This is a genomic window from Pseudomonas sp. LPB0260 (genome assembly GCF_013388395.1).
The window spans coordinates 3707330-3733057 of sequence record NZ_CP058247.1 but is presented as its reverse complement, the minus strand read 5'-3'; the positions used below and the strand labels follow the sequence as shown (position 1 = coordinate 3733057).

Here is a 25728-nt window from a genome sequence, read left to right as displayed (position 1 = left end):
ATAGATCGCTTACCGAACCGAGGCGAATTGGCTGAGACTGGTGCTGAACCACTGCTGCACGCCCTGCATGCTGGCCGCCGAGGTGTCCAGCACTGGTTGTGGGTAGATGCCGAGCAGCGTCAGCAGCACGGCCAGGCCCAGCACCATGCCCAGCTCGCGGGGCTTTAGCCCGAGCAGCGCGCCTTCTTCCTTGGCCGGGCCGAAGTAGGCGCGGTGGATCATGATCAGCGAGTAGACCGAACCGAGCACCAGGCCGCTGGCGGCGAGGACGGTGACCCAGGGTGCGGCGGGGAAGGTGCCGATGAGGATGAGGAATTCACCGATGAAGTTGCCGGTACCGGGCAGGCCGAGGGCCGCCGCGGCGAAGAACAGGCTGAGGGCGGGCAGCCAGGGCATGCGCGCCCAGATCCCGCCCATCTCGCGCATGTCACGGGTATGCAGGCGCTCGTAGAGCTGGCCGCAGAGGATGAACAGTGCGGCGGCGGACAGGCCGTGGGCGAGCATCTGCACCACCGCGCCCTGCAGGGCGATCTGGCTGCCCGAGTAGATGGCGATCAGCACGAAGCCCATGTGCGACACGCTCGAGTAGGCCACCAGGCGTTTGATGTCGGTCTGGGCGAACGACAGCAGGGCGCCGTAGACGATGGCGAACACGCCCAGGCCCATGGCCACCGGGGCGAACTCCGCCGAGGCGTTGGGGAACAGCGGCAGGGCGAAGCGGATCATGCCGTAGGCGGCGGTCTTGAGCAGGATGCCGGCCAGGTCCACCGAGCCGGCGGTCGGCGCCTGGGCGTGGGCATCCGGCAGCCAGGAGTGGAAGGGCACCACCGGGAATTTCACGGCGAAGGCGATGAAGAAGCCGAGCATCAGCAGGAACTCGGTGCCCGGTTCCAGCTCGGTCTTCAGCAGGTCGGCGTAGTTGAAGGTCAGCACGCCGCTGCCGTTGAAGTGGACGAACACCAGGGCGAGGATCGCCACCAGCATGATCAGGCCGCTGGCCTGGGTGTAGATGAAGAACTTGGTGGCGGCGGTGATGCGGGTCTTGCCGGCGCTGCCGCTGTGGCCCCAGAGCGCGATGAGGAAGTACATCGGCACCAGCATCATTTCCCAGAAGAAGAAGAACAGGAACAGGTCCATGGCCAGGAAGACCCCGACCACGCCGCCGAGAATCCACATCAGGTTGAGGTGGAAGAAGCCGACGCGGTTCTGGATCTCATGCCAGGAACAGAGCACCGAGAGTACGCCCAGCAGTCCGGTGAGGCTGATCATCAGCACCGAGAGGCCATCGAGCGCCAGGTGCAGGCTGATGCCCAGGCGCTCGATCCACGGCAGCTGGAACTCGTAGGCCCAGCGCGGCTCGACGCCGGGCGCCGGGGCCAGGCTGAAATCGGCGCTGGACCACAGCCACAGGCTCAGGCCGAACAGCAGGGCCATGGTCAGCAGGGCGACCCAGCGCGGCAGCGTGTTGCCGAAACGCTCACCCAGCCAGCACAGCAGGCCGCCGATGAAGGGGATCAGGACTAGCCAGGGCAGAATCATGATGGGCGGGGTTCCTTTCGCAGTAGTTTCATGCTCGGGTCAGGCCAGCAGCACGACGGTGAGTACCAGCACGGCGCCGCCGACGATGGACGCCGCGTACCAGCGCAGCTGTCCGGTTTCGCTGCGGCTCAGGACGCCATGTCCACCACGGGCCAGGCGCGGCAGCACGCCGATGCTGGCGTCGATCGGGTCGCGCCCGAGCAGCCGGCAGACCAGCAGATAGGGGCGCACGAACAGCTTGTCGTAGAGCCAGTCGAAGCCCCAGGCGGCGAACCACCAGGCGCCGAGCAGGCGCCCGGGGGCACTGGCGGCAAGGGCACCGACCAGGCGCCGTTGGCCGAGGAACAGCAGGGCGGCGAGCACGATGCCGGACAGGGCGATAAGCGCCGAGGCCAGCTCCAGGCTGTGCTTGGCCTCGCCACCGGCGTGGCCGACGCTCTGCGGTAGCACCCCGGCCAGGGGCGGGCTGATCAGCGCGCCGACGAAGGTCGACAGCAGGATCAGCACTGACAAGGGCAGCCAGTGGGCGACGCCATGGCCGGCATGGGCCTCGACCTTGGCCTCGCCGTGGAAGGCGATGAAGATCAGGCGGAAGGTGTACAGCGAGGTGAGGAAGGCGCCAGTGAGCCCTGCGTAGAGCAAGGCCTGGTGGCCGCTGGCGAAGGCTTCCCAGAGGATCTCGTCCTTGGAATAGAAGCCGGCGGTGATCAGCGGCAGGGCGGCCAGGGCGGCGCCGCCGACGAGGAAGCTGGCGTAGGCCAGCGGCAATTTCCGCCACAGGCCGCCCATCCTGAAGATGTTCTGCTCATGATGGCAGGCGTTGATCACGGCTCCGGAGGCGAGGAACAACAGGGCCTTGAAGAAGGCGTGGGTCATCAGGTGGAAGATCGCGGCGCTCCAGGCGCCGACGCCCAGGGCGAGGAACATGTAGCCGATCTGGCTCATGGTCGAGTAGGCGAGGATGCGCTTGATGTCGGTCTGCACCAGGGCGGCAAACCCGGCCAGCACCAGGGTCGCGCCGCCGACGATGCCGACCAGTTGGAGAACTTCCGGGGTCAGCAGGAACAGGCCATGGGTGCGGGCGATCAGGTAGACCCCGGCGGTGACCATGGTGGCGGCGTGGATCAGCGCGGAGACCGGGGTCGGGCCGGCCATGGCGTCGGCCAGCCAGGTCTGCAGCGGCAGCTGCGCCGACTTGCCCACCGCGCCGCCGAGCAGCATCAGGGTGGCAAGCCACAGCCAGGTGTCGCCGGCGACGTATTTCTGTGGCGCCAGCACCATCAGTTCCTGGATGTTCAGGGTGCCGAGCTGGAAGAACAGGATGAACAGGCCGATGGCCATGAACACATCGCCCACGCGGGTGACGATAAAGGCCTTGAGCGCCGCATTGCCGTTGGCCCTGTGCTTGAAGTAGAAGCCGATCAGCAGGTACGAGCACAGGCCCACACCTTCCCAGCCCAGGTAGAGGAACAGCAGGTTATCGCCGAGCACCAGGAACAGCATGCTGGCGATGAACAGGTTGGTGTAGGCGAAGAAGCGCGAATAGCCTTCCTCGCCGCGCATGTACCAGCTGGCGAACAGGTGGATGAGAAAGCCGACCCCGGTGACCACGCCGAGCATGGTCAGCGACAGGCCGTCCAGGTACAGGGTGAAGCTGGGCGTGAAGCCGTCCACCGCCATCCATTGCCAGAGCAACTGGCTGTAGACACCGCCCGGCGGCGGCGCGCTGGCGAACTGCCAGATGATCCAGGCGGCGGTCAGGGCCGACAGGCCGACTGAGCCGACACCGATCAGCGCCGCGGTATTCTCCGAGCAACGGCCGCGGCTGAAGGCCAGCGTCAGCCAGCCGAGCAACGGGAACAGGCAGGTCAGGAAGAGTAGGTTCATCCGCGCATCTCGCTGGCAGCGTCGATATCCAGGGTATTGAAGCGGCGGTACAGCTGCAGCAGGATCGCCAGCCCGATGCTGGCCTCGGCCGCCGCCAGGCTGATCACCAGAATGAACATCACCTGGCCGTCGGGTTGTCCCCAGCGCGCGCCGGCGACCACGAAGGCCAGGGCAGCGGCGTTCATCATCACTTCCAGGCTCATCAGCACGAAGAGGATGTTGCGGCGCACCAGCAGGCCGACCAGGCCGAGGCTGAACAGCACGCCGGCCAGGGCCAGGCCATGTTCCATCGGAATCGCGCTCATGGGGTCGCATCCTTGGCTTCGTGGCGGCCGAGGTGATAGGCGGCCACCAGCGCCGCCAGCAGCAGCATCGAGGCCAGCTCGACGGCCAGCAGGTAGGGCCCGAACAGGCTGATGCCAACGGTCTTGGCATCCACCGTGACCTGGCCGATGGCGGCGCTGCTCGGCGCGGCGAGCAGCACGTAGAGCAGCTGGCCGAGCAGCAGGGCACAAAGCAGGGCCGGGCCCAGCCAGATGCCGGGGGTGAGCCAGCGTCTTTCCTGCTCGACGGCGGCGGCGCCGAGGTTGAGCATCATCACCACGAAGACGAACAGCACCATGATGGCGCCGGCGTAGACGATGATCTCCAGGGCGCCGGCGAAGGGCGCACCGAGGCTGAAGAACACCATGGCGACCGCCAGCAGCGAGATGATCAGGTACAGCAGGGCATGTACCGGGTTGCTGCTGGTGATCACCCGCAAGGTGGCCATCACGGCGACCCCGGCGGCGAAGTAGAAAGCCAGTTCCATCATTCCGTCCTTAAGGCAGCAGGTTTTTCACGTTGATCGGCTCGGCCTCGTTCTGCGCGGCGCCCTTCGGCTTGCCGGCGATGGCCATGCCGGCGACGCGGTAGAAGTTGTAGTCGGGGTACTTGCCCGGGCCGGAGATCAGCAGGTCCTCCTTCTCGTACACCAGGTCCTGGCGCTTGAACTCGCCCATCTCGAAGTCCGGGGTCAGCTGGATGGCGGTGGTCGGGCAGGCCTCCTCGCACAGGCCGCAGAAGATGCAGCGCGAGAAGTTGATGCGAAAGAATTCCGGATACCAGCGGCCGTCCTGGGCCTCGGCCTTCTGCAGGGAGATGCAGCCGACCGGGCAGGCCACCGCGCACAGGTTGCAGGCCACGCAGCGTTCCTCGCCGTCCGGGTCACGGGTCAGGACGATGCGCCCGCGGTAGCGCGGCGGCAGGTACACCGCCTCCTCCGGGTACTGCAGGGTGTCGCGGTGGCGAAAGCCGTGGGCGAAGATCATCGCCAGGCTGCGCAGCTGGGTGAAGGTGCCGTGGATCACATGCCTGATGTAGTGGAACATGGGGGGCCTCCTTACTGGGCCGCGGCCAGCACCAGGGCGCCGGTCACCAGCAGGTTGAGCAGGGTCAGCGGCAGGCAGAACTTCCAGCTGAACGCCATGACCTGGTCGTAGCGCGGCCGTGGAATCGAGGCGCGCAGCAGGATGAAGAGCATGATGAAGAAGCAGGTCTTGGCGGCGAACCAGAAGAACGGGATCTGCGGCAGGAGGCCGAACGGGCCGTGCCAGCCGCCGAAGAACAGGGTCACCAGCAGCGCCGAGATGGTGATGATGCCGATGTATTCGCCGACGAAGAACATGCCCCATTTCATCCCGGCGTACTCGATGTGGTAACCGTCGGCCAGTTCCTGCTCGGCTTCCGGCTGGTCGAAGGGATGGCGGTGGGTGACCGCGACGCCGGCGATGAAGAAGGTACAGAAGCCGAAGAACTGCGGAACGATGAACCACAGGTGCTGGGCCTGATAGTCGACGATCTCGCGCATATTGAACGAGCCCGCCTGGGCCACCACGCCCATCAGCGCCAGGGCCAGGAACACCTCGTAGGACACCGTCTGCGCCGAGGCGCGCAGGGCGCCGAGCAGGGCGTACTTGTTGCTGCTCGACCAGCCGGCGAACAGCACGGCGTAGACCGACAGCCCGGCCATGGCGAAGAAAAACAGGATGCCGATGTTCAGGTCCGCCACGCCCCAGGTCGGGGTGATGGGGATGATGGCGAAGGCCATCAGCATGGCGCTCATGGCGATCAGCGGCGCCAGGGTGAAGATCACCTTGTCGGCGAAGGGCGGCGTCCAGTCTTCCTTGAAGAACATCTTGAGCATGTCCGCGGCGATCTGGAACAGGCCGAACGGCCCGACGCGGTTGGGCCCGTAGCGGTCCTGCCACCAGCCGAGCAGGCGGCGTTCGACGAAGCTCAGCAGGGCGCCGCTGACCACCACCACGAGCAGGATGACCACGGCCTTGAGCACCGCCACCAGGATCTCGGTCGACTCGGGCGTCAGCCAGTTCATTGCCCGGCCTCCCGGATTGCCGTCACCACCGCGCCAGCGATCGATGGCGGAATCCCGGGCAGCCCCGCGGGCAGGCCGACCAGGCCGAGCGCGAGGCCATCGCGCAGCTGCAGCGGCAGGCGCAGGGGCCGACCGTCGAGGCTCAGGCTGAGCAGGGCGCCGTCCGCCAGGCCCAGGCGCGTGGCCTCCTCGCGGGCCAGGGCGACGTAGGGGGCCGGGGCGCGGGCCTGAATCGGCGCGGCGAGGGCGGACGTCTCCTCGCTGCCGAACAGGTGGTGCAGGGGCACCGCCTGCAGCGTGCCCTGGGCCGGGGCGAAGGCGGCGCAGGGGGCGAACCAGGGCAGGGCAACGCCGGCGGCCTCGACCAGGCGCACGCCCGGATCGCCGGCGCGCAGGTGGCCTCCGACCTCGTCCTGGAACTTGTTCCAGGCCTGGGGCGAGTTCCAGCCGGGCGACCAGGCGAAGGGAATCTGCTGGCGGGTCTCGGCGGAGCCGGAGTAGCCCTCCATGGAGAAGGCGAAAGCGGAGTCCTGGTCCTGGGGCTGGCGCGGCTCGTGCACGCTGATATTGGCGCGCATCGCCGTGCGGCCGCTGTAGCGATGGGGTTCGCGCGACAGCTTGAGCCCCTTGATGCGGAAGCTGGCGTCCGGCGCGGCGTCGCGAATGCCGGCCAGTGCCGGGACGCTGGCGGCACAGGCCGCGGTGACCTGATCGAGCAAGGTCCAGTCGACCGCCTGGCTCTGCAGGGTGCTGTGCAGGGCATGCAGCCAGCGCCAGCCTTCGCGCACCAGGTTGTCGCCGTCGTGATAGGTGGGATCGAAGACCTGGAAGAAGCGCTGGGCGCGGCCCTCCTGGCTGACCAGGGTGCCGTCGCCCTCGGCGAAGCTGGCGGCGGGCAGCAACAGGTGCGCCTTGGCGGCGGTCGGTGTCCACTGGTGATCGGCGACTATTACCACCCTGGCGGCGGCCAGGGCGGCGTCGACCCGGGCGGCGTCGGCGCGGCGGTAGAGGTCGTTCTCCAGCACCACCAGGGCGTCGGCCTCGCCGCTGGTCAGGGCCTGCAGCGCGGCGTCCAGCGACTGGCTGCACAGGGCCTCGCCCTGCAGCAGGGCCAGGCCCATGCTGTTGGCTTCCGGCAGCACCAGGCTGATGGAGCCGTTTTTCTCGCGGTTCTTCAGGGCGCTGGCGATATTGGCGGCGGCCTCGATCAGCGCCCGGCTGCCCAGCGAGGCGCCGGCAACGATCAGCGGGCGCTCGGCCGCCAGCAGGGCCTCGGCGATGCGCCGGGCCAGTGCGGCGGCTTCGGCGTCTAGGCCGGCCACGGCCGGTGCGTTCGGGTCGATGGCGTGCGCCACGGCGAAGCCGAGGCGGGCCAGGTCGGCTGGTGCGGCCTGTGCGCATTCGCGGGCGACATCATCCAGTCGCGTGCTGCAGACGCTGGCGATGAACAGCGGGCTCAGCGCATCCTGGGCGACGTTCTGCACTGCGGCCATGTGCCAGTCCTGGATCTTCATCGCGGCGGCCATCTGCCTGGCCCGGCCCTTGACCGTCTGGCGCAGCGTCAGGGCCAGGCGTGCGGAGGTCTGGGTCAGGTCCTCGCCGAGGACGAATACCGCGTCGTGGCCTTCCACCTCGCGCAGGGTCGGCACCGGCAACGGGCCGTTCTGCAGCACCTCGCGGATCAGCTGCAGCAGTTGCAGTTCGTCAGCGTCCACGCCGGCGTAGAACTGCTCGGCGCCGACCAGCTGGCGCAGGGCGAAGTTGCTCTCCAGGCTGGCGCGGGGCGAGCCGATGCCGATCACCCTGCGCTTCTTCAGCAGCGCGGCGGCCTGGTCGAGGGCCGAGTCCAGGCTCATCTTCATCTGGCTCAGCACCATCAGCGGCTGGCGCGGGCGGTCCTGGCGGTTGACGTAGCCGTAGCCGAAACGGCCGCGGTCGCAGAGGAAGTACTGGTTCACCGAGCCGTTGAAGCGGTTCTCGATGCGGCGGATCTCGCCGTAGCGCTCGCCGGGGCTGATGTTGCAGCCGGCGGCGCAGCCGTGGCAGATGCTCGGGGCGAACTGCATGTCCCACTTGCGGTTGTAGCGCTCGGAGTGTGTCTTGTCGGTGAACACGCCTGTCGGGCAGACCTCGACCAGGTTGCCGGCGAACTCGCTTTCCAGGGGGGCGTCCTCGACCCGCCCGAAATAGACGTTGTCGTGGGCGCCGTAGACGCCCAGGTCGGTGCCCCCGGCGTAGTCGTTGTAGTAGCGCACGCAGCGGTAGCAGGCGATGCAGCGGTTCATCTCGTGGGCGATGAAGGGGCCCAGTTCCTGATTGTGGTGGGTGCGCTTGGTGAAGCGATAGCGCCGAGCGCTGTGCCCGGTCATCACCGTCATATCCTGCAGGTGGCAGTGGCCGCCTTCCTCGCATACCGGGCAGTCGTGGGGGTGGTTGGTCATCAGCCACTCCACCACGCTGGCGCGGAACTGCCGGGCCTCTTCATCCTCGATGGAAATCCAGGTGTTGTCGCTGGCCGGGGTCATGCACGACATCACCAGGCGGCCGCGGGTATCGTTCTCGTCGTTGTACTGCTTGACCGCGCACTGGCGGCAGGCGCCGACGCTGCCGAGGGCGGGATGCCAGCAGAAGTAGGGGATGTCGAGCCCCAGGGACAGGCAGGCCTGCAGCAGGTTGTCAGCGCCGTCGACTTGCAGATCTTTGCCGTCTACGTGGATAGTGGCCATGGTCTCGTGTCTTCTCACCCACCGCAGCGGGCTTGGCTAAGGACGTCACGGTTTGTCGCGGGGCCAGGTGAGTGGCCGGGGCGACGCAAAAACTTCATGCCGGGGTCAGCTGCGCGCTGCCCGCCGGCGTGTTCTGGCCGGCAATGCCGGCCTCGAATTCCCCGCGGAAATACTTCAGGGCACTGGCCAGCGGCTCGACGGCCCCCGGCGCGTGGGCGCAGAAGGTCTTGCCGGGGCCGAGGAAGTTGCACAGCTGCTCCAGGGTCTCGAGGTCGCCCGCCTGGCCCTCGCCGCGCTCCAGGGCGCGCAGCAGCTTGACGCTCCAGGGCAGGCCATCGCGACAGGGGGTGCACCAGCCGCAGGACTCGCGGGAGAAGAACTCCTCCAGGTTGCGCAGCAGCGACAGCATGCTCACGCTGTCGTCCACCGCCAGGGCCAGCCCGGTGCCCATGCGGGTACCGACCTTGGCGATGCCGCCGGCATACAGGCTGGCCTCGAGGTGTTCCGGCAGCAGGAAGCCGGTGCCGGCGCCGCCGGGCTGCCAGCATTTCAGGCGGTAGCCGTCACGCATGCCGCCGGCGTAGTCCTCGAACAGCTCGCGGGCGCTGATGCCGAAGGGCAGTTCCCACACCCCCGGATTTTTCACCTTGCCGGAGAAGCCCATCAGCTTGCTGCCGTGGTCCTCGCTGCCCGGGCGGGCCAGGCCCTTGTACCAGTCGACGCCGTTGCCGATGATCGCCGGCACGTTGCACAGGGTCTCGACATTATTGACGCAGGTGGGCTTGCCCCAGACGCCGACCGCGGCCGGGAAGGGCGGCTTGGCGCGCGGGTTGGCGCGACGCCCCTCCAGGGAGTTGATCAGCGCGGTTTCCTCGCCGCAGATGTAGCGCCCGGCGCCGGTGTGCACGAACAGCTCGAAGGAGAAATCGCTGCCCAGGATGTTCCGGCCCAGCAGGCCGGCGGCCTTGGCTTCGGCCACGGCGCGCTCGAGGATGTGCGCCGCGTCGACATACTCGCCGCGCAGGAAGATGTAGCCGCGGTAGGCCTTGAGCGCGCGCGCGCTGATCAGCATGCCCTCGATCAGCAGGTGCGGCAGCTGCTCCATGAGCAGGCGGTCCTTCCAGGTGTTGGGCTCCATCTCGTCCGCGTTGCACAGCAGGTAGCGGATGTTCAGCGACTCGTCGGTGGGCATCAGCCCCCACTTCACGCCGGTGGGGAAGCCGGCGCCGCCGCGGCCCTTGAGCCCGGACTCCTTGACCGTCTGTACGATGTCGGCCGGGGCCATCTTGCCCAGCGCCTTGCGCGCGGCGGCGTAGCCGTTCTTGCGCTGATACTCGTCGAGCCACACCGGCTGGGCGTCGTCGCGCAGGCGCCAGGTCAGCGGGTGGGTCGCTTCCGGGCGGGCGATGCGATTGGCCGGGCCGGTCGAGGCCAGCAGCTTGGCGTTCATGCATAGCCCTCCAGCAGTTTGGCGACGGACTCGGGCTGCACATCGCCGAAGGTGTCGTCGTCGATCATCAGCGTCGGCGCCTTGTCGCAGTTGCCCAGGCAGCACACCGGCAGCAGGGTGAAGCGACCGTCGGCGCTGGTCTGGCCAAGGCCGATGCCCAGTTGTTGTTGAATACTAGACAGCAGCGACTCATGGCCGCCGATAAAGCAGGTCATGCTGTCGCACACTCGAATGATGTGCCGCCCCACCGGCTGGCGGAAAATCTGGCTGTAGAAGGTGGCCACGCCCTCCACGTCGCTGGCCGGAATGCCGAGGACCGCGCCTATGGCCTCGGCCGCGCCGTCGGGCACCCAGCCGCGTGCTTTCTGCACGATCTTCAGTGCCTCGATGGAGGCCGCCCGCGGGTCCTCGTAGTGGTGCATCTCCTGCTCGATGGCCGCGCGCTCGCCGGCGCTGAGGGCGAAACGGTCGGTTTGGATCAGGTCGCTCTGGCTCATATCAGCGGTCCACATCGGCCATGACGAAGTCGATACTGCCCAGGTAGGCGATCAGGTCCGCCACCATGCTGCCGCGGATCACCGCGGGAATCTGCTGCAGGTGGGGGAAGCTCGGGGTGCGAATCCGCGTGCGGTAGCTCATGGTGCTGCCGTCGCTGGTCAGGTAGTAACTGTTGATGCCCTTGGTCGCCTCGATCATCTGCAGGGACTCGCCGGCCGGCATCACCGGCCCCCAGGAGACCTGCAGGAAGTGGGTGATCAGCGTCTCGATGTGCTGCAGGGTGCGCTCCTTCGGCGGCGGCGTGGTCAGCGGGTGATCGGCCTTGTAGGGCCCAGCCGGCATGTTCTTCAGGCACTGCTCGATGATCCGCACGCTCTGGCGCATCTCTTCGACCCGCACGATGCAGCGGTCATAGGCGTCGCCGTTCTGGGCCAGCGGGATCTCGAACTCGAAGTGCTCGTAGCCCGAGTAGGGGCGGGCCTTGCGCAGGTCGAAGTCGAGCCCGGTGGAGCGCAGCCCGGCGCCGGTGACGCCCCATTCGAGGGCCTCCTGGGTGTTGTACTGGGCCACGCCAATGGTCCGACCGCGCAGGATGCTGTTGTGCAGGGCGGCCTTCTCGTACTCGTCCAGGCGCTTGGGCAGCCAGTCGACGAATTCCCTGACCAGGCCGTCCCAGCCCCTGGGCAGGTCGTGGGCGACGCCGCCGATGCGGTACCAGGCCGGATGCATGCGGAAGCCGGTGATGGCCTCGATCACCTTGTAGGCGCGTTGGCGGTCGGTGAAGGTGAAGAACACCGGCGTCATGGCGCCGACGTCCTGGATATAGGTGCCGAGGAACAACAGGTGGCTGGTGATGCGGAAGAACTCGGCCAGCATCACGCGGATGAAGTCGACCCGGTCCGGCACCTTGATCCCGGCCAGCTTTTCCACGGCGAGGACGTAGGGCAGGTTGTTCATCACCCCACCGAGGTAGTCGATGCGGTCGGTGTAGGGAATGAAGCTGTGCCAGGACTGGCGTTCGGCCATCTTTTCGGCGCCGCGGTGGTGATAACCGATGTCCGGCACGCAATCGACGATTTCCTCGCCGTCGAGTTGCAGGATGATGCGGAAGGCGCCATGGGCCGAAGGGTGATTGGGCCCGAGGTTGAGGAACATGTAGTCCTCGTGCTCGCCATGGCGCTGCATGCCCCAGTCCTCGGGCTTGAAGCGCGCGGCTTCCTCCTCCAGTTGCTGTTTGGCCTGGGTGAGGCTGAAGGGGTCGAACTCGGTGGCGCGCGCCGGGTAGTCCTTGCGCAACGGATGACCTTCCCAGGTCGGCGGCATCATGATGCGGCTGAGATGGGGGTGGCCGCGGAAGCTGATGCCGAACAGGTCCCAGACTTCCCGCTCGTACCAGTTGGCGTTCGGCCAGATCGAGGTGGCGGTCGGCAGCTCGAGATCGTTCTCGGCCAGCGCCACCTTGACCATCAGGTCGCTGTTCCGCTCGATCGACAACAGCTGGTAGAACACCGTGAAGTCCGCCTGTGGCAAGCCGCGGCGCTGGGTACGCAGGCGTTCGTCGACGGCGTGCAGGTCGTAGAGCATGACGTAGGGGCGCGGCAGCGTGCGCAGAAAGCCGAGCATCTCGATCAGCTTGTCACGCGGCACCCACACCACCGGCATGCCGGTGCGAGTCGCCTGCAGCGTCAGGTCATCGACGCCGAAGCGCGCTTGCAGCTCGGCGACGACGTCTTGAGTGTCGGCCTGGTAGGGCGGAGGTGACAGGGCGCTGTCTGCAGTCATGGTCTCGGTCGCTATCGGTCAAGCCAAGGAAAGAGCCGGTTAAGCGGGCGCAGGCCCGCCGGATTCAAACGTCGTCGGGGCTGCGCAGATTGGTCACGGCAATGCGCTGGGCACGCCGCTGCTCTCTCTGCGAGGGCATGTCGGCGCGGTAGACCCCCTGGTCGCCGACCACCCAGGACAGCGGCCGGCGCTCCTGGCCGATGGACTCCTGCAGCAGCATCAGGCCCTGCAGAAAGGCCTCGGGACGGGGCGGGCAGCCGGGCACGTAGACGTCGACCGGGAGGAACTTGTCCACGCCCTGGACCACGGAATAGATGTCGTACATGCCCCCGGAATTGGCACAGGAACCCATCGAAATGACCCACTTGGGCTCCAGCATCTGCTCGTACAGGCGCTGGATGACGGGCGCCATCTTGATGAAGCAGGTGCCGGCGATGACCATGAAGTCAGCCTGGCGGGGCGAGGCGCGAATGACCTCGGCGCCGAAGCGGGCGATGTCATGGGGGGCGGTGAAGGCCGTGGTCATTTCCACGTAGCAGCAGGACAGGCCGAAGTTGTAGGGCCACAGGGAGTTCTTGCGCCCCCAGTTCACCGCCCCATTGAGCACCTCTTCGAGCTTGCCCATGAAGATGTTCTTGTGAACCTGGTCGTCCAGCAGCGGATCGGAGACGCTCCCCCGCTGACCGATCGGATACTGCTCGTTGGGCGCATCCGGGTCGACCCGAGTAAGTTTGTATTGCATCGCCAAAACCTCATCGTCTTAGCTTTGCCTGCCGTTCGCGACGTCCCGCGGGCGCCCAGTCGAGTGCCCCTATTCGCCAAAGATAGACAAGGCCGGCCAACAGAATCGCTATGAAAACAGTCGCTTCGATGAAGCCGGCCCAGCCGCTTTCGCGAACGGAAACGGCCCAGGCGAAGAGGAAGAGGGCTTCGACGTCGAAGATCACGAAGAGCATCGCGACCAGATAGAACTTCGCCGAGAGACGCAGGCGGGCGCTGCCGGTGGGCAACATGCCGGCTTCGAAGGGTTCGTTCTTGCTGCGCCCCCAGGCCTTGCCGCCCAGCAGGCTGGAAAGGCCGAGCATGAACGCGCAGAGGCCGGCGATGCCGAGGAGAAAGACGGCCAGCGCCCAGTTGTGGGACAAAATGATGCTTGCTTCCGACATGCCGGTACCCCCAGAGAAAGGAACGGCGTTCATACGCAGGTTGAGCAGCGGTCTTGTTGTCAGGCAAAAATCCCAGCCAATGGGCCAAGGGTAGTTGCTTTCTGCCTGCTTCGCCTGCCAGGGGGATTTTCTTGGCTGATAGCTGACGGCGATCCAGCGAGTGGGCAGGGCGGCGATCGGCCCTGATGCAGGAGGACGCCGGGGCGCGATGACCGGACGGTCATCGCGGGTGGCGAAGGGTGGCTCAAAGCAGGCGCCGGCCGTCCTCGCGGGTAATCACCAGGGTGGACGAGCGCGGCCGCTTGCCGGGACCGTCCGGCCAGGTGCTGAGCAGCTTGTCGGCAGTCGAGCCTTCGCCGGGATGCTGGATATTGACGAACAGCGTGCGGAAGTCCGGGGTGGCGCTGATGCCGGTGACCTCGGCGCCCTGCGGGCCGACCAGGAAGCGCTTCATTTCGCCGCTTGCCGGATCGGCGACGAGCATCTGGTTGTTGCCGAAGGGACCGCTGTGCAACTGGCTGCCGCTCATGTCGGTCTGGATCCACAGGCGACCTTCCGGGTCGAACCACAGGCCGTCCGGGCTGGCCAGCAGGTTGTCGGCGCCCAGTGGCTGGCCGTTGGGCCCGACACTGTCGTTTTCCGGACCGGCGAGCAGGAACAGGTCCCAGGAGAAGCGCCGTCCGGCCGAGTTCCAGCTGCGCTCTCGCCAGCGGATGATATGGCCATAGGCATTGGCCGGGCGGGGGTTGGCGGCGTCCGTTTCACTGCGCGACTTGTTGTTGGTCAGGGTGAAATACACCTCGCCGTTGTCCGGGTTGACCGCCCCCCACTCGGGACGGTCCATCTTGGTGGCGCCGACGATGTCGGCCGCCAGGCGCGTGTTGATCAGCACCTCGCCCTGGTCGGCGAAGCTTACGCCGGCGGCCAGGCAGGCCCTCTGGAAGTGCTTGTCGTGGATATCCAGGGCCAGCCACTTGCCCTTGCCGTTGCCATCGAAGCGGGCGACGTAGAGTGTGCCATCATCGAGCAGGCTGCCATCGCTGCGACCGGGGCGGTACTTGTGGCGGCTGACGTACTTGTAGATGTACTCGTTCTGCGAGTCGTCGCCGGAGTAGCACACCACCGGCCGGCCCGGCTTGACCGGGGCGAACACCAGGCCCTCGTGGGCGAAGCGACCCAGGGCGGTGCGCTTGACCGGCGCCGACTCGGGCGCGAAGGGGTCGATCTCGACAATCCAGCCGAAGTGATTCGGTTCGTTGCGGTAGTCACCTTCGGCGCTAGCTGCCTTGCGGGTTGCATCGAAGCGCTCGAACTCATCGCCGGCCAGGGTCTCCCAGCCGTAGCGGCTGCTGTCACGCAGGCCGTAGCGGCTCAGCTCACGCGGCAGTTGGGTGTCGCGGGAGGCGAAGTAGCCGGCCCAGTTCTCCTCGCATGTGAGGTAGGTGCCCCAGGGGGTGAAGCCGTTGGCGCAGTTGTTCTGGGTGCCACGGGTGGCCGTGCCGTCCGGGCTGTAGCGGGTCCGCAGCAGGGCATGGCCACGGGCGGGACCGCGGATCTGCATCGGCGTGGCGGCGGTGATGCGCCGGTTGCGCGCGCTCGGCAGGACCTCCCAGTCGCCTTGCGGGTTGCGGCGGATTTCCACGACCGAGACGCCATGGGCGTTGATTTCCTTGCGCACCTCTTCGGCGCTGATCCGCTTGCCATCGACGACGGTCGGGCCCTTGGGGTGGATCAGCCCGACGTCGATGTATTCGTGGTTGAGCACCAGCAGGCCGTGCTCGCTGTCGCGACCGGGGCCGCGCTGGGCATCGATAGGAAAGAAGTGCATGCCATCGTGGTGCATGCCGGTCTGCTGCGCCTGATCTTCGGCGCTGTTGCTGGCATCCTCGAGAAATGCCGGGTAACTGCCGGTGATGGGGGTGCCCCAGGGAATGAACGGGCTGGCCTTGTAGCCATCCGGCACGCTGATGTCATCGCCGCGGCTGACGGCCACGGCGCTGAACGGCAGCTTGCTGCGCTGCCTGAATGGTGGCGTCGACTGTGGCTGGCCGGCCGCTGGTGCGGCGCTACTGATGCCCGGCACGGCGGCGCCGAAGAAGGCCAGGGCACCGAGCGCTGCGCCACCGGCGAGGACCTGCCGGCGCGCGAGACGCGTCTCGATCAGTTGGTTGAAGTGCGGGTTGCTGGAGTGGTTGCTGGGCAGCTCATCGCCATTACCGAACAGCACGCTGTTGTCATCTTCCTGGCGCATGGAGGCTCCTTGGGGCTAATCGACGGAGCCCAGAAGCTAACCAAGGAAAACGACGGAACGATGACAGCCCTTGTGGCCCGGTCGACAAAACCAGGCTTCTGCAGTCACCCGGGCGAGCGCCAAGCGGCGGAAAAAGAAAAACCCCAGCATTTCTGCTGGGGTTTCCTTACACCGTGCTCAGTGGGAATGCGGGGTTCCCGCTGTCTGCACCGGTTCCGCTTAGTGGAACTGGTTCATGGTGTTGTCTTTGCCACCGGCCTTCAGAGCGGCTTCGCCAGCGAAGTACTCCTTGTGGTTGTCGCCGATGTCGGAGCCAGCCATGTTCTGGTGCTTGACGCAGGCGATGCCCTGACGCAGTTCCTGACGCTGAACGCCTTTCACGTAGGCCAGCATGCCCTGGTCGGCGAAGTAGCCCTTGGCCAGGTTGTCGGTGGACAGTGCGGCCGTGTGGTAGGTCGGCAGGGTGATCAGGTGGTGGAAGATGCCGGCCTGAGCCGAACCGTCGCGCTGGAAGGTGCGAATCTTCTCGTCGGCCACCTTGGCCAGTTCGGTCTCGTCGTACTCGACGCTCATCAGCTTGGCGCGGTCGTAGGCGGAGACGTCCTTGCCTTCGGCGACGAATGCGTCGAACACCTGCTGGCGGAAGTTCAGGGTCCAGTTGAACGACGGGCTGTTGTTGTACACCAGCTTGGCGTTCGGGATCACCTGACGGATGCGGTCAACCATGCCGGCGATCTGGCCAACGTGCGGCTTCTCGGTCTCGATCCACAGCAGGTCGGCACCGTTCTGCAGCGAAGTGATGCAGTCCAGTACGCAGCGGTCTTCGCCGGTGCCAGCGCGGAACTGGAACAGGTTGCTCGGCAGACGCTTGGGACGCAGCAGCTTGCCTTCGCGCTTGATTACCACGTCGCCGTTGCCCAGTTCGGCTTCGGAGATTTCCTCGCAGTCGAGGAAGGAGTTGTACTGGTCGCCCAGGTCGCCCGGCTGCTTGGTCACGGCGATCTGCTTGGTCAGGCCGGCGCCCAGGGAGTCGGTACGGGCAACGATCACGCCGTCATCCACGCCCAGCTCGAGGAAGGCGTAGCGAACTGCGTTGATCTTGGCGAGGAAGTCCTCGTGAGGCACGGTCACCTTGCCGTCCTGGTGGCCGCACTGCTTCTCGTCGGACACCTGGTTCTCGATCTGGATGCAGCAGGCACCGGCTTCGATCATCTTCTTGGCCAGCAGGTAGGTGGCCTCCGGGTTACCGAAACCGGCGTCGATGTCGGCGATGATCGGGACCACGTGGGTCTCGTAGTTGTCGATCTGGTTCTGGATTTCGGCGGCCTTGGCGCTGTCGCCGGCTTCGCGGGCGTCATCCAGGGCGCTGAACAGCAGGTCCAGCTCGCGGGCGTCGGCCTGGCGCAGGAAGGTGTACAGCTCTTCGATCAGACCGGAAACGGCGGTCTTCTCATGCATCGACTGGTCCGGCAGCGGGCCGAAGTCGGAACGCAGGGCGGCGACCATCCAGCCCGACAGGTAGAGGTAGCGCTTGTTGGTGGTCTTCAGGTGCTTCTTGATCGAGATCAGCTTCTGCTGACCGATGAAGCCGTGCCAGCAACCCAGGGACTGGGTGTAGACGGAAGAGTCGGCGTCGTACTCGGCCATGTCCTTGCGCATGATGGCGGCAGTGTACTTGGCGATATCCAAACCAGTCTTGAAGCGGTTCTGAGCGCGCATACGAGCCACGGATTCCGGGTTGATCGCGCTCCAGGTGCTGCCGAACGTTTCTTTCAGCGCAGCGACTGCCTTGATGTCGTTTTGATATGCGGACATGGTCAATCCTTCAATGTATGTGTTTGGTTGAGCACCGGCTTTCCCACGCAGAACCTGCAAAGCTAAGGCTATGGTTGTGGGGCTCACTGCAATGCGGCGAAATATTGACCAGGACGGCGTTGAAACCGGGAGGAGGGGGTGACGAGTGCACCGAGCGCTGACATTCGACTCGACTGCTTGCCGGCTCGTGGATGCCGTTGGGCAGACTGACTGTGACTGTCTGGCAGGTTGATGCTTTAAACGCTTCCCCGTCCCTCAGGACAACTTCGTTCCAGTCGCAATCTCGTCGAACTGCCTTGTGGGCTTTACAACACGCATCGTCTCGGACGGTAAGTCTGGAGAGCGATCCGGAGGCCCTTTCTAGGGCCCCTGATTAGCGGGAGCGAGGCCATGATGCCTCCGAGGAAAGGGTTCGTCAAACGTTTTGTAGTGCTTTTTTTTCGCTACTACATATTCTCGGAACGACCGATCGGTCATGTTTCAGGGGCTTCATTCGACCACTTCGACCTTGACCCGCAGGGTCAGGTTTTCGCGACCCTGGGTCGAGCGCTGCTGGAGAAAATCGCCATGCTCGGCCTGGGTCTGCTCGTTGACCGCGCCGATGCTGATCCACTCGCCGAGTCGACCGCTGACCCGGGTATCGGTGCTCTGCAGGTCAATGACCCCAGGCTGGCCGGGACTCAGTCGATCACGGTTGCTGCTGATGCTGATATGCACCATTTCACCGCTCAGGCTGGCGGTGACATAGAAGCCGCGGGTCACATCGCGGTACTGGGTGTTGCTGTACTCCTGCCCGTAGTAACCACGGCTGGTGGTGGTGAGCGGCACGCTCTGACCGACCTGGATCAGCGCCGGATAGCCTTCGGTGGCCTGCACCTGCTGGGTGCCGCCGCCGTGACTGTCGGTGCTGCGGCGGATGATGCGCACCTGATCGCGGCCGTTGATCTCGCCTTCGCCGATCACCAGCTCTGCGCCTCCGGCGCTGATGGTGCCATCGGCGCGGTAGCCGCGATCGGTCTGCTGGCTCGATTCGTTGCTGTCGACGCTGATCAGCAGGCGGCGTGGACGGGTGTCCAGTTGCTCGAGCAGCTGCCGGATCTCCTTGATCTTCTCCGCCGAGGCGTTGACCACCAGTTGATTGCCATAGGGGCTGACGCGGCCATCCTGGCCCAGCACCGACTGCACCACCGGCAGGACCTCGTCGGCGCTGCGGTAGTTCAGGGCAATGACTTCGGTGGCGGCGTTCGCCGCGGCACTGGCGGCGAGCAGCAGGCCGGCGATCAGTGTGCGCAGGTTCATAGCAGGAAACTCCGTAGATCCGGGTCGGTGACGCTGGTCTCCCAGGCCTGATCGAATTGTGCCTGACGCAGGCGCACGCGCGCCGGGTCCTGATACAGGGCATAGCCGGAGAACTGCTCCAGTTCCGGGCGCAGCAGCAGACCGCAGTCGTCGGCCAGGAGGAAGGCGAGCTCTTCGGCCGGGTAATCCGGGTGCAGCTTGCGGATGTGCAGGTTGCTCGACAGGCGCCGCGACAGCGTGAGCAGGCGATGCCCCTGCTTGACCGCTCGCGTGGCGTCCTTGAGCAGAATGCGCAGGCGGTTCTTCGGGTTGGCCAGGAGAAAGGCCGTGCAGGCGTCCTGCACACTGCTGTGGTGATACAGCCAGGGCTCGAGGTCGTCGCTGAAGATGCACAGGTTGCGCCGGGCCTGTTGCAGTAGGGCCAGGGCGTGGGCGCGGGCCTGTTCCGGCAGGGTGAAGCGCTCCAGCGGCAGGTGTTCGCCGAGCTTGAACGGCGCCGGTTCGCAGCGCTGGACATCTGCTGCCGGCTGCTCGGGGTTATGCACGGCGAAACGCCCCGGCGACTCGAATTCGATAGCGGGAAGCGCGTGGGGCTCGTCGCTGTCGATCCTGTCTGGCGGGGCGTTTTCGTCGTTCATCGGAACCTCAGGGGGTTGGGCTATGGCGCACCATGTCCACGTGGGGAATGCCGGCGTCCAGGTACTCGCCGCTGACTATGGCAAAGCCTAGCCTTTCATAGAAGGCGGTGGCGTGCACCTGGGCGCTGAGCATTTGTTGGCGCAGGCCACGTTTTTCCGCCTCGGCAATCACCGCGCGAATCAGCGCGTCGCCGACCTTCAGCCCGCGCCAGTCCTTGAGCACCGACACCCGGCCGATATGGCCGTCGGGCAGCAGGCGCGCGGTGCCGATCGGATAGTCGCCTTCATAGGCGAGGAAATGCATGGCCTCGGCGTCCTCGGCATCCCATTCCAGCTCCGGCGGCACCGCCTGCTCGGCGATGAACACGGTTTCACGAATGCGCCGTAGCTCGGCGTTGTCCTTCTGCCAATCGGCCAGGCGAACGTGGATCTCACTCATCGGCAAACTCCAGACTTCCTTGCTTGACCAGTTCCCAGAGCAGATTACGCCCCTCGTCGTCGGCCAACCATTGGCCAAGATTGTCGATATGTAACGCGTCGGCTGAACAGACCAGCTTGAGCAGCTCGCGCAGGTTCGCCGAGAGCAGCCGGCTCTGGCCGCTGGCGAACAGTACCAGGTCCTCGCCGACCTCGGACCAGGCCAGGCGGGCGCTGGGGTTGCGGATCAGCACGGCGCCGTCCTGCAGGTTGCCGAGGAAGGCCTGCTCGTCGATCTCCAGGCCGTTGACCAGTTCCGGATAGCGCGGTTCGGTCATGAACTGGCCGAACCAGGTCATCAGCAGGCGCTCGTCGCCCATGTGCTCGTTGAGCAACGCTTTCAGGCGATCGAGGGCGTCGCGCTGGATCTGGTGCGGGTCGCTGGTCGGCTCGGCGCCGGCGTCGCTGTAGCGCTCCTCCTCGGGCAGGAACTGGCCCAGGAAGTCGGTGAAATGGGTCAGCACTTCGGCGGCGCTCGGCGCGCGGAAGCCTACGGAATACGTCATACAGTCATCCTCAGCGGTACCACAGTGGGCCAGGAGCGGCGGCAGGTAGAGCATGTCGCCGGGCTCCAGCACCCATTCTTCAGTTTGTTCGAATTCGGCCAGGATCTTCAGGTCGGCGTGGGCCAGCAGCGGGCTGTCGGAGTTGCACTGCTGGCCGATCTGCCAGCGCCGCTTGCCGTGGCCCTGCAGCAGGAACACGTCGTAGTTGTCGAAGTGCGGACCGACGCCGCCGCCGGGCGCGGCGAAGCTGATCATCACGTCGTCGATGCGCCACTTGGGCAGGAACTTGAACTGCTCGAGCAGTTCGGCGACTTCCGGGACGAACTGATCGACGGCCTGCACCAGCAGGGTCCAGTCGCGCTCGGGCAGGGTGGAGAAGGCATCCTCGGCGAAGGGGCCGCGACGCAGCTCCCAGGGGCGCTCGCCGTGTTCGATGACTAGGCGCGACTCGACTTCTTCTTCAAGGGCCAGCCCGGCCAGCTCGTCGGGCGAGATCGGGCTTTCGAAGTCGGGGATGGCCTGGCGCACCAGCAGGGGTTTCTTCTGCCAGTAGTCGCGCAGAAATTCGCGGGCCGTGAGGCCACCCAGCAGTTGCAGCGGAGTATCAGGATTCATCGGTAAGCCCTTGAAAGTAATAAATACCCATAAATAAAAACGCCCGGCACAGCCGGGCGTCCGATGGGCTGTCGCCGTTTAGATGCGCTTGGCCTGGGCCACCGCATTACCGATGTAGTTGGCCGGGGTCAGCTGCTTGAGCTCGGCCTTGGCCGCAGCCGGCATGTCCAGGCCATCGATGAAGCTCAGCAGGGCCTCGGGGCTGATGCCCTTGCCGCGGGTCAGCTCCTTGAGCTTCTCGTAGGGGTTCTCGATGGCGTAGCGGCGCATCACGGTCTGAATCGGCTCGGCGAGCACTTCCCAGCAGGCATCCAGGTCTTCAGCAATACGTTGAGCATTGAGCTCCAACTTACTGATTCCCTTGAGGCTTGCCTCGTAGGCGATGACGCTGTGGGCGAAGCCGACACCGAGGTTGCGCAGCACCGTGGAGTCGGTCAGGTCGCGCTGCCAGCGCGAGATCGGCAGCTTGCTGGCCAGGTGCTGGAACAGTGCGTTGGCGATGCCCAGGTTGCCTTCGGAGTTCTCGAAGTCGATCGGATTGACCTTGTGCGGCATGGTCGAGGAGCCGATCTCGCCGGCGATGGTCTTCTGCTTGAAGTAGCCGAGGGAGATATAGCCCCAGACGTCGCGATCGAAGTCGATGAGGATGGTGTTGAAGCGGGCGATGGCGTCGAACAGCTCGGCGATGTAGTCGTGCGGCTCGATCTGGGTGGTGTAGGGGTTCCACTGCAGGCCCAGATCGCCTTCGATGAACTCGCGGGCGTTGGCTTCCCAGTCGACCTGCGGGTAGGCCGAGAGGTGGGCGTTGTAGTTGCCCACGGCGCCATTGATCTTGCCCAGCAGCGGCACGGCGGCAACCTGGGCGATCTGCCGCTCCAGGCGGTAGACCACGTTGGCCAGTTCTTTGCCGAGGGTGGTCGGCGAGGCCGGCTGGCCATGGGTGCGCGACAGCATCGGCACGTCGGCGAACTTCACCGCCAGCTCGCGAATCGCCTCGGCGGTCTGGCGCATCAGCGGCAGCAGCACGCTGTCGCGGCCCTCGCGCAGCATCAGGGCGTGGGACAGGTTGTTGATGTCCTCGCTGGTGCAGGCGAAGTGGATGAACTCGCTGACCTTCTCCAGTTCCGGCAGCTTGGCGGCCTGTTCCTTGAGCAGGTATTCCACGGCCTTGACGTCGTGATTGGTGGTGCGCTCGATCTCTTTCACCCGCTCGGCGTGCTCGAGGGCGAAGTTCTCCGCGAGTTCGTTGAGGATTGCCTGGGCTTCGGCGGAGAAGGGCGCCACTTCGCCGATGCCCTCATGGGCGGCCAGGCGCTGCAGCCAGCGGACTTCGACCAGGACGCGGAAGCGGATCAGACCGTATTCGCTGAAAATGGGGCGCAGGGCGCTGGTTTTGCCGGCGTAGCGGCCATCGACGGGGGAAACCGCGGTGAGCGAAGAAAGCTGCATGGGAGGCGTTCTCGGACAGTCGGGCGTTGAAAAGGGCGCATATCATACATGAAATCGCGGGCCGGGCCGCGATCGGCGTGACGCCGTTCAGCGGCCTGGTCGGCGGATCGATAGCAGGCTGGCGGCGAAGATCAACGCGGCGCCCAGCAGCGAGCTGGGGTCCGGCGTTTCGCCCCAGCGCAGCCAGGCCAGCAGCCCGGCGAAGACGATGGCCAGGTAGGCGAATGGGCCGATCAGCCCCGGTGGCGCCAGGCCGTAGGCCTTGGACATGATGATCTGGCTGACGGTGGCGAGCAGGCCGATGGTCAGCAGCGAGCCGAGCTGTCGCTCGCTCAGGGGCTGCCAGGCCCAGGTCAGGGGAATGGCCGAGGCCAGGGTGGCGAACAGGGCGAAATAGAAGACGATGCGAAAGGCCGGCTCGGTGTCGCTCATCTCGCGAATCGAGACGAAGGCGAACGCCGCCAGGATGCTTGCCGCCAGGCCGATCAGCGCCTGGGCGTCGAGCAGGGCGGCGGAGGGCTTGGCGACCAGCAGCACGCCGCACAGGCCGACGCCACTGGTGAGCAGCATGCGTCGGGTCACCGGCTCCTTCAGCCACCACCAGGCGATCAGCGGGGTGAACAGCGGCGCCGAGTAGGTGAACAGCATGGCGTCGGCCAGGGGCAGGTGGGCGATGGCGTAGAAGAAGCAATACATCGCCGCCAGGCCGTAGCCGGAGCGCCACAGGTGCGAGCGGATGCGCGCGGTTTGCAGCGGGCGCCAGCCCTTGAACAGGATCAGCGGCAGGAAGAACAGCACGCCGACCAGGTTGCGGAAGAACACCACCGACTCGTTGTTGACGCTGGTGGAAACCTCGCGAATGCCCACGCCCATCAGGGAGAACAGCAGCGCCGAGCAGGCCAGCAGCGCGGCGCCTTGAACGGGGCGGACCAGGCGCGTCTGCATCGGTCAGCCACGCAGCAGCGGGTAGAGTTCCTTGAGCAGTTTGCCGCGGCTGAATACCAGCTGCCAGCGATGGCCGCCGAGTTGACGCCACAGCCGCGCCGCGCGGATGCCGGCCAGCAGCAGGGCGCGGATCTTCGCGGCATTGCTTGGTTGCTGCAGGTGGCGCATGTCGCCCTGCACCTGGATACGTTGGCGGAAGGTGCTGATGGTGTCCTGGTACAGGCTTCCGCAGGAGGCGATCACGTTGTCGTGTACCACGCCGAAATGCTCGGTCTGCTGCTGGACCTGGTCCAGGCGGCTGCCCATGATCTGCAGCAGGTCGTCGCGCTTGTCCAGTTTGCGCTCCAGGCCGAGCAGGGCCAGGGCGTAACGCAGCGGGTCGCGTTGCAGGCTGCTCGGGTCGCGCTCGAGGGCGCCGACCAAGGCGCGATAACCATCGCGCAGACCGAGGTCATCGCCGCCATAGACATCCAGGGTGCTCTGCGGGTTGCGTGCCAGCAGGCTGCCAAGCATGCAGGCCAGGGCCGGCTCGCCAATCTGGCCGGTCCTGGCCAGTTTGTCGACCAGCACGGCGGATTCGAAGACGGCGCCCAGGGCGACCAGCTGCTCCTGCGTCGGGGTCATGCTTGCACTTCCTCAGGGCTCCAGGGCTCGGCCGTTTCGATCACGCCGCCGCCGAGGCAGACCTCGCCATCGTAGAACACCACCGACTGCCCGGGCGTCACCGCGCGTTGCGGCTCGTCGAACAGTGCACGATAGCCGTCGGCGGTCTTCTCCAGGGTGCAGCGCTGGTCGGCTTGCCGGTAGCGCACCTTGGCGGTGAGCTGGCGCGGGCTGTGCAGGTCGATCGGGTTGACCCAATAGATCTCCGAGGCCAGCAGCGCGCGGGAGAACAGCCAGGGGTGCGCATTGCCCTGGCCGACCACCAGCACGTTGCGCGTCAGATCCTTGCGCAACACGTACCAGGGCTCGTCGCCGGCGTCCTTCAAGCCGCCGATGCCCAGGCCCTGGCGTTGACCGATGGTGTGGTACATCAGACCGTGGTGGCGGCCGATGATCTCGCCGGCGGTGGTCTCGATATTCCCCGGCTGGGCCGGCAGGTACTGCTTGAGGAAGTCGCTGAAACGCCGTTCGCCGATGAAGCAGATGCCGGTGGAGTCCTTCTTCTTCGCGGTGGCCAGCTGATACTTCTCGGCGATGGCGCGTACCTGGGGCTTTTCCAGCTCGCCGACCGGGAACAGGGTCCTGGCGATCTGCTCACCGCCGACGGCATGCAGGAAGTAGCTCTGATCCTTGTTCGGGTCCAGCCCCTTGAGCAGCTCGGTACGGCCGTCGATATCCCGGCGGCGCACGTAGTGACCGGTGGCGATCAGGTCGGCGCCCAGGGCCAGGGCGTAGTCGAGGAAGGCTTTGAACTTGATCTCGCGGTTGCACAGGATGTCCGGGTTCGGCGTGCGGCCCGCCTTGTACTCGGCGAGGAAGTGCTCGAACACGTTGTCCCAGTACTCCGCGGCGAAGTTGGCGGTGTGCAGCTTGATGCCGATCTTGTCGCAGACGGCCTGGGCGTCGGCCAGGTCGTCCATGGCCGTGCAGTACTCGGTGCCGTCGTCCTCGTCCCAGTTCTTCATGAACAGGCCTTCGACCTGATAGCCCTGTTCCAGCAGCAGCAGAGCGGAAACGGACGAGTCGACGCCGCCGGACATGCCGACTATGACGCGTGGCTTTTCTGGGGATGGACGGGCTGGATCGTGCATAGGAATTCGGAGTGGGTCTGCAAAAGGACGAAATTCTAACAGGCCGGCCATGGCAAGGCGAAGCCGACGTTCAGTCGCGGACTACGTCCAGTGCGTGCAGCGGACCGGCGAGGTAGTCGTCGATGCAGCGCAGCACCAGTTCGCTGCGCCAGCGTTCGGGCTGGGCGGCCAGCTCGGCGCGGCTCAGCCAGGGGGCGCCGACTATCCCGCTGTCGAGCGGGCGTTGTGGGTCGTGGCGCAGGGCCTTGGCGGCGAAGCAGACGCGCTGATAGGTCACCCCGTTGCTCGGGGCGGTATACAGGTAGATGCCCACGACGCCGGTGAGCTGGACTTCCCAGCCGGTCTCCTCGAGCGTCTCGCGCACGGCGGCCTGGCGCAGGGTTTCGTTGGCTTCGAGATGGCCGGCGGGCTGATTGAGCACCAGGCCCCCGCCTTTGGCTTCTTCTACCATAAGGAACCGACCGCGATCTTCGACGATGGTGGCAACTGTGATGTGTGGGTTCCAGTCCATAGCGGGCGTCTCGTGAGGAAGGGGCGATCATAGCAGGCGCGACTCG

Annotated in this window: 23 protein-coding genes; all 23 read right to left on the bottom strand. The window is 66.0% G+C overall.

Going from position 1 to position 25728, the window contains the following annotated elements:
• Nucleotides 1-9 precede the first annotated feature (9 nt).
• Entirely contained in the window at nucleotides 10-1539 is a 1530-nt protein-coding gene (gene nuoM / locus LPB260_RS16735) for an NADH-quinone oxidoreductase subunit M (RefSeq protein ID WP_208706936.1), read from the bottom strand.
• 39 nt (nucleotides 1540-1578) lie between these two features.
• Nucleotides 1579-3426: an NADH-quinone oxidoreductase subunit L gene (gene nuoL, locus LPB260_RS16730; RefSeq protein ID WP_208706935.1), complete on the bottom strand. Its 1848-nt coding sequence runs from the start codon at nucleotides 3424-3426 to the stop codon at nucleotides 1579-1581.
• Nucleotides 3423-3731: an NADH-quinone oxidoreductase subunit NuoK gene (gene nuoK, locus LPB260_RS16725; protein WP_208706934.1), complete on the bottom strand. Its 309-nt coding sequence runs from the start codon at nucleotides 3729-3731 to the stop codon at nucleotides 3423-3425. Before nuoK ends, nuoL begins: the two co-directional genes overlap by 4 nt.
• On the bottom strand, nucleotides 3728-4237 hold the full coding sequence (gene nuoJ / locus LPB260_RS16720; protein ID WP_208710009.1) for an NADH-quinone oxidoreductase subunit J: 510 nt from the start codon (nucleotides 4235-4237) through the stop codon (nucleotides 3728-3730). Before nuoJ ends, nuoK begins: the two co-directional genes overlap by 4 nt.
• A 10-nt stretch (nucleotides 4238-4247) precedes the next feature.
• A complete protein-coding gene (nuoI, locus tag LPB260_RS16715) occupies nucleotides 4248-4796 on the bottom strand; it encodes an NADH-quinone oxidoreductase subunit NuoI (RefSeq protein WP_208706933.1) in 549 nt (182 codons plus the stop codon).
• 11 nt (nucleotides 4797-4807) lie between these two features.
• Nucleotides 4808-5800, bottom strand: a complete 993-nt coding sequence (nuoH, locus tag LPB260_RS16710; RefSeq protein WP_208706932.1) for an NADH-quinone oxidoreductase subunit NuoH — start codon at nucleotides 5798-5800, stop codon at nucleotides 4808-4810.
• Nucleotides 5797-8526, bottom strand: coding sequence for an NADH-quinone oxidoreductase subunit NuoG (gene nuoG / locus LPB260_RS16705; protein WP_208706931.1), 2730 nt, complete (start codon nucleotides 8524-8526; stop codon nucleotides 5797-5799). The genes nuoH and nuoG overlap by 4 nt, the downstream gene beginning before the upstream one ends.
• 94 nt (nucleotides 8527-8620) lie before the next feature.
• The gene (nuoF, locus tag LPB260_RS16700; RefSeq protein ID WP_208706930.1) at nucleotides 8621-9976 is read right to left on the bottom strand and encodes an NADH-quinone oxidoreductase subunit NuoF; all 1356 of its coding nucleotides are present in this window, start codon (nucleotides 9974-9976) and stop codon (nucleotides 8621-8623) included.
• Nucleotides 9973-10473, bottom strand: a complete 501-nt coding sequence (gene nuoE / locus LPB260_RS16695) for an NADH-quinone oxidoreductase subunit NuoE (protein WP_208706929.1) — start codon at nucleotides 10471-10473, stop codon at nucleotides 9973-9975. Before nuoE ends, nuoF begins: the two co-directional genes overlap by 4 nt.
• 1 nt (nucleotide 10474) lies before the next feature.
• Nucleotides 10475-12256 (bottom strand): NADH-quinone oxidoreductase subunit C/D, encoded by a 1782-nt coding sequence (nuoC, locus tag LPB260_RS16690; protein ID WP_208706928.1) that lies wholly within the window; start codon nucleotides 12254-12256, stop codon nucleotides 10475-10477.
• A gap of 64 nt (nucleotides 12257-12320) precedes the next feature.
• Nucleotides 12321-12998 carry an NADH-quinone oxidoreductase subunit B family protein gene (locus tag LPB260_RS16685; protein WP_208706927.1) on the bottom strand — a complete coding sequence of 226 codons (678 nt, stop codon included), beginning with the start codon at nucleotides 12996-12998 and terminating at the stop codon, nucleotides 12321-12323.
• 10 nt (nucleotides 12999-13008) lie between these two features.
• Complete coding sequence (locus LPB260_RS16680; RefSeq protein WP_208706926.1) at nucleotides 13009-13422, bottom strand: NADH-quinone oxidoreductase subunit A; 414 nt, start codon at nucleotides 13420-13422, stop codon at nucleotides 13009-13011.
• Between the two features lie 244 nt (nucleotides 13423-13666).
• Nucleotides 13667-15673 carry a PhoX family phosphatase gene (locus LPB260_RS16675; RefSeq protein WP_208706925.1) on the bottom strand — a complete coding sequence of 669 codons (2007 nt, stop codon included), beginning with the start codon at nucleotides 15671-15673 and terminating at the stop codon, nucleotides 13667-13669.
• A 219-nt stretch (nucleotides 15674-15892) separates the two neighbouring features.
• Complete coding sequence (locus LPB260_RS16670) at nucleotides 15893-17488, bottom strand: isocitrate lyase (RefSeq protein WP_208706924.1); 1596 nt, start codon at nucleotides 17486-17488, stop codon at nucleotides 15893-15895.
• Between the two features lie 489 nt (nucleotides 17489-17977).
• Nucleotides 17978-18787 (bottom strand): secretin N-terminal domain-containing protein, encoded by an 810-nt coding sequence (locus tag LPB260_RS16665; protein WP_208706923.1) that lies wholly within the window; start codon nucleotides 18785-18787, stop codon nucleotides 17978-17980.
• Nucleotides 18784-19425, bottom strand: coding sequence for a histone acetyltransferase HPA2 (locus tag LPB260_RS16660; protein WP_208706922.1), 642 nt, complete (start codon nucleotides 19423-19425; stop codon nucleotides 18784-18786). Before LPB260_RS16660 ends, LPB260_RS16665 begins: the two co-directional genes overlap by 4 nt.
• A gap of 7 nt (nucleotides 19426-19432) precedes the next feature.
• Nucleotides 19433-19864, bottom strand: a complete 432-nt coding sequence (locus LPB260_RS16655; protein WP_208706921.1) for a GNAT family N-acetyltransferase — start codon at nucleotides 19862-19864, stop codon at nucleotides 19433-19435.
• Nucleotides 19857-21023: a cupin domain-containing protein gene (locus tag LPB260_RS16650; protein ID WP_208706920.1), complete on the bottom strand. Its 1167-nt coding sequence runs from the start codon at nucleotides 21021-21023 to the stop codon at nucleotides 19857-19859. The genes LPB260_RS16655 and LPB260_RS16650 overlap by 8 nt, the downstream gene beginning before the upstream one ends.
• A 78-nt stretch (nucleotides 21024-21101) precedes the next feature.
• Nucleotides 21102-22472, bottom strand: a complete 1371-nt coding sequence (purB, locus tag LPB260_RS16645) for an adenylosuccinate lyase (RefSeq protein ID WP_208706919.1) — start codon at nucleotides 22470-22472, stop codon at nucleotides 21102-21104.
• An 87-nt stretch (nucleotides 22473-22559) separates the two neighbouring features.
• Nucleotides 22560-23417, bottom strand: a complete 858-nt coding sequence (locus LPB260_RS16640; protein ID WP_208706918.1) for a DMT family transporter — start codon at nucleotides 23415-23417, stop codon at nucleotides 22560-22562.
• A 3-nt stretch (nucleotides 23418-23420) separates the two neighbouring features.
• Nucleotides 23421-24041 (bottom strand): high frequency lysogenization protein HflD, encoded by a 621-nt coding sequence (gene hflD, locus LPB260_RS16635; RefSeq protein ID WP_208706917.1) that lies wholly within the window; start codon nucleotides 24039-24041, stop codon nucleotides 23421-23423.
• Nucleotides 24038-25171: a tRNA 2-thiouridine(34) synthase MnmA gene (mnmA, locus tag LPB260_RS16630; protein WP_208706916.1), complete on the bottom strand. Its 1134-nt coding sequence runs from the start codon at nucleotides 25169-25171 to the stop codon at nucleotides 24038-24040. The genes hflD and mnmA overlap by 4 nt, the downstream gene beginning before the upstream one ends.
• A 70-nt stretch (nucleotides 25172-25241) precedes the next feature.
• Complete coding sequence (locus LPB260_RS16625; protein ID WP_208706915.1) at nucleotides 25242-25682, bottom strand: NUDIX hydrolase; 441 nt, start codon at nucleotides 25680-25682, stop codon at nucleotides 25242-25244.
• Nucleotides 25683-25728 lie beyond the last annotated feature (46 nt).